The sequence below is a fragment of the Janthinobacterium woesei genome (assembly GCF_051380875.1).
GTDB lineage: Bacteria > Pseudomonadota > Gammaproteobacteria > Burkholderiales > Burkholderiaceae_D > Janthinobacterium.
Genome location: NZ_JBNYXW010000046.1, coordinates 1 through 2852, shown reverse-complemented (window position 1 = coordinate 2852; position 2852 = coordinate 1). Strand labels below are relative to the sequence as shown.

Annotated in this window: 5 protein-coding genes; 1 reads left to right on the top strand and 4 read right to left on the bottom strand. The window is 55.9% G+C overall.

All coding sequences use genetic code 11. The features are described 5' to 3' along the window. Positions 1–82 precede the first annotated feature (82 nt). Both ACQ4W6_RS25655 and ACQ4W6_RS25650 read right to left on the bottom strand, forming a co-directional pair. Positions 83–265, bottom strand: coding sequence for a hypothetical protein (locus ACQ4W6_RS25655; protein ID WP_436569981.1), 183 nt, complete (start codon positions 263–265; stop codon positions 83–85). Position 266: 1 nt separating this feature from the next. Next, positions 267–518: a hypothetical protein gene (locus ACQ4W6_RS25650; protein WP_436569980.1), complete on the bottom strand. Its 252-nt coding sequence runs from the start codon at positions 516–518 to the stop codon at positions 267–269. A 665-nt stretch (positions 519–1183) separates the two neighbouring features. Here ACQ4W6_RS25650 and ACQ4W6_RS25645 point away from each other — a divergent pair. Then, the gene (locus ACQ4W6_RS25645) at positions 1184–1573 is read left to right on the top strand and encodes a hypothetical protein (RefSeq protein WP_436569979.1); all 390 of its coding nucleotides are present in this window, start codon (positions 1184–1186) and stop codon (positions 1571–1573) included. Between the two features lie 130 nt (positions 1574–1703). On the opposite strand, the gene ACQ4W6_RS25640 is transcribed toward ACQ4W6_RS25645, so the two are convergent. Continuing rightward, positions 1704–2006, bottom strand: a complete 303-nt coding sequence (locus tag ACQ4W6_RS25640; RefSeq protein WP_436569978.1) for an HNH endonuclease — start codon at positions 2004–2006, stop codon at positions 1704–1706. Between the two features lie 84 nt (positions 2007–2090). After that, entirely contained in the window at positions 2091–2702 is a 612-nt protein-coding gene (locus ACQ4W6_RS25635; protein WP_436569977.1) for a site-specific integrase, read from the bottom strand. Positions 2703–2852 lie beyond the last annotated feature (150 nt).

The window sequence follows — 2852 nt, the reverse complement described above, 5'->3', positions numbered from 1 at the left end:
TGATTGCCGGCCGGACCTACCGCCATCGCGAAAATCTCTCAAAACCACGAACTCCAGGCCGAAAACCGCACAAGGCCATGAGTCAGAAAAATTGCTGAAATGTCTTAACTTGGGTGGGTTGGGTGGCTGCTCCTCGCCCAAGTCTCGAATAGATCAGATAAGAACCTTTGAGCGGCCTGTATTCGCCCCAGCCGCTGCTGCCCTCTGCATAAGCCAGCGAAAATGCGATGATGGCGCCTAGCGCCAGAGCCCACGATTTTTTCATCTCAAGGGCTCAATTCCAAGTGGAAGTGATGGTCGTGATTTTTGAACGGCGTCACGAATGGAATGGCGGTATCGTTAAATAGCACCCTGCGCACGCTGGCATTGGCGGTGCCGTTAGCCAGACTGATGTTGCCGATGCCAAATTTCCGCTTATTGCTTGCTTGCCATTCGCGCTCCACATACAGGAGCGTCATCATCATGTTTGGGTGCGCAAATTGGCTGGCCAGCACCCCTGCCCGGGGTGCCATATACATAGTACCCGGCATCTTCCGGGGCCTGGGGCAGGATGAAAAAGCCGCGTTTATCCTTGGGTTGAACTTCGAGCGTGATCAACTCCGCTATAGGGGTGCTGGGATTGTTTCGCATTCCGTTCAAACTGGAATTGCGGTAAATCAAACAATTGCAGGCAGGGAGCTGCAAGCGGGGCAAGGGGCAAGGGTCAAGGGCAAGGCTCACGTCTGCCATTCAGACACGACCTGAACCGTTGATGTTTCTTTTAGGAAAAACCGCCTGCGGCGCAAGAGCCAGTCAGACGAATCGGAGAAGGTTGCGCTTGCAAGCGCAACCCGGTTTTGCGGCTATCGGATGAGCAACGCTCATCCCCCGAAAAACCCCCGCGCCCGTGCCGGATGCGGATTTGATACCCGCGCTCTGCATGCATGGAATAAATAAAAAGGGCCTCCCCGCCAAAACGGGGAAGCTCTTTTTATTTATTCAGTGGTGGGACGGCGGAATCGAACCTACCGTAAACTTAGATTTTTTAGGCATCTTCAAGGTTTTGCTGGCAAAATGCAGACAATCAACCCGCAACGGCAGCTGTTGGCCAGAAACGGTCGCTGCCTATGCGTGTCTGCACCGGCCGCGTTGCCATTAATCGTTTTGCAGCCATGCTCAACAAGCATTCTAAGACACGAAATACATGCCAATTACAGCGAAACCCTTTGGCTGCCAGGAGCAATTCGACTGGGGCGCAGACATCCACTCGGTTGCCTACGACGGTGGTTTGTCGATACGCGTCCTTCGAAACCGCAACAGGGATGATGGGATCGAGGTCACATTTACCCATGTTGACGGATTCAGGCTTCTTGATGAAGTCCCACTGGCAGAGTACTGGATCGGTGAAGGCTTCCCTTCGGGTTATCTCGTCCTTGAGGTGTTCGATGGTGGTTGGGCGAAGGAAGAAGACGAGCGGCTCGGCTATACCCAGTCGCTACGCGAGTGGATTATTGTGACGGCTGGTGCTTGCGTCAGCGTTTTCTCGAAGCACGAACCAGAGATTCATGACGCCATCGGGGCTGCCAAGATTTAGCCACTGACACGACGTGGCCACCTTCAATCGTCAAGGCTTCTGTCACCCATTCGTATGTCCGCAATGGGGCGCAAGCGGACGGAGCCGATTAGCGCTCTGAATCGCCACCAGTAGCTTAAGACCGCGATTTTCAGCGCGGGAATTTATACCGTACCAGCAGCGTAGGTCCTTTACCGCCGGGTGGCGTCAGCAGTATCTCGTCATCCGGCTGCATCTCCTCATACATCACCGTGCAACAGGTCGGCATCGAGTGGCCGCGCGCGGGATAAACGCCAACGTCGGTGTGCAGGGTCGCAGCGCGTACGTCCACGCTGGTTTCGCCGGCCTTTCCTGCTTCTTGCAGCAGCTTGCGCAGTGCGGTGACGAAGTCCCCTTTGCTGAGTCTGGCAGGTGCTTGGGTTGCTTGCGGGCGAGCGGTTGCGTCGTTTTTCATGGCAGTTTCCTTCAGTGAATACATTCCCGCCACTATATCATTGGCCCCTAATGTTGCATGACAGTCAGCCGGTAGATTTAATCGTTAAAGACCGAACACAATTTCCGCTTTTGATCCGGCCGCCTGATCTGCATCCGGCATCCAACGCCCATATACTCTTGCAATCATCGTCCAGTCAGCATGCCCCATCTGTTTTGCCACCCACATAGGGTGTTCACCGGCCGAGAGCATCATGCTGGCGTAGGTGTGCCGCGTCTGATAAGGGTTGCGATACCGCACGCCAGCGTTTTGCAGGATGCCGCTCCATAAAGTCTTGCGGATCGGCTGGTCCCCCTCCCAGCGCCGCTCCAGGCGAGGATTTTGAAAAACTTCCTCGCCCTTCGCCCACGTGAATGCCTTTTGCTCCTGCAGCGCATGCATGGCGCGTTCCAAAAGCTTGACTTCGCGGCGACCGGCGTTCGTTTTCGTGCTCTCTGCCGCTTTGGAATGCTGCGTGAGGGCACGCGTCACCATTGCGACGCCGCGCACGAAGTCCACATCGGCCCAATCCAGTGCCACCAGCTCAGACGTGCGCAGGCCGGTCCAGAAGGCAAACTGCAGCAGGTTGCGCCCCTGGCCGGTTGCATACGTGAGAATCGCCGTCTGTTCCTCCTTCGTGAACGGGTCGATATCGTCCTTCGACTGCGGCGCCTCCACCTTGGAGTAACACCAGCGCGCCAGCGGGTTGCCGTGGTGAGCGACAATTATCTTGGCCGGTAGACGACAACTATCTTGGCCGGTTTATCACCTGAAACCGGTCCGGTGCGGAAGCGAGGTTTACAGTTGTTTCATTCAGCATGGAGCTGG

Bases quoted from the DNA above. Each gene is read 5' to 3' on its own strand.
- ACQ4W6_RS25655 (WP_436569981.1), bottom strand. From the start codon at position 265: ATGAAAAAATCGTGGGCTCTGGCGCTAGGCGCCATCATCGCATTTTCG.
- ACQ4W6_RS25650 (WP_436569980.1), bottom strand. From the start codon at position 518: ATGTATATGGCACCCCGGGCAGGGGTGCTGGCCAGCCAATTTGCGCAC.
- ACQ4W6_RS25645 (WP_436569979.1), top strand. From the start codon at position 1,184: ATGCCAATTACAGCGAAACCCTTTGGCTGCCAGGAGCAATTCGACTGG.
- ACQ4W6_RS25640 (WP_436569978.1), bottom strand. From the start codon at position 2,006: ATGAAAAACGACGCAACCGCTCGCCCGCAAGCAACCCAAGCACCTGCC.